Origin of the sequence: Pectobacterium sp. 1950-15 (genome assembly GCF_037136835.1) — a bacterium.
Taxonomy (GTDB): domain Bacteria; phylum Pseudomonadota; class Gammaproteobacteria; order Enterobacterales; family Enterobacteriaceae; genus Pectobacterium.
This window is the reverse complement of the sequence record NZ_JBBBQR010000050.1, coordinates 1-426: the sequence shown is the minus strand read 5'-3', so window position 1 is coordinate 426 and position 426 is coordinate 1. Positions and strand designations below refer to the sequence as shown.

The 426-nt window shown below is 46.9% G+C and carries 1 protein-coding gene; it reads right to left on the bottom strand.

Annotated elements, in window-relative coordinates; all coding sequences use genetic code 11:
• Positions 1-108 precede the first annotated feature (108 nt).
• A partial coding sequence (tnpA, locus tag WCT94_RS20730) for an IS200/IS605 family transposase (protein WP_336871608.1) occupies positions 109-426 on the bottom strand: 318 nt, incomplete at its 5' end.

The following is a 426-nucleotide window of genomic DNA, read 5'->3' as shown; positions in this document are numbered from 1 at the left end:
AATAAATATCCTCCGGCATAGCCGGAGGTTTTTCATATGCGCCTATAAGGCTCTCTTACCAGCAGCGCCCTAACAGGCGCATCGCGATCTGACATTTGCATCTATGGATTACTTACCGCCCGTAAACGGGCTACCTGGATACGGGATCGAGAGTTGCTCACCCATTTTATCCTCTGCCAGTTGGTGCTTTATGTATTCTTGTATCCTGACCGTGTTTTTACCCACCGTATCAACGTAATACCCTCGGCACCAAAATTCCCTGTTACGGTATTTGAACTTCAAATCGCCAAACTGCTCATAAAGCATTAGGCTGCTCTTTCCCTTCAGGTACCCCATAAATCCCGAGACACTCATCTTCGGTGGGATTTCCAGAAGCATATGGATGTGATCCGCACAGCATTCCGCTTCCAGAATATTCACGTTTTT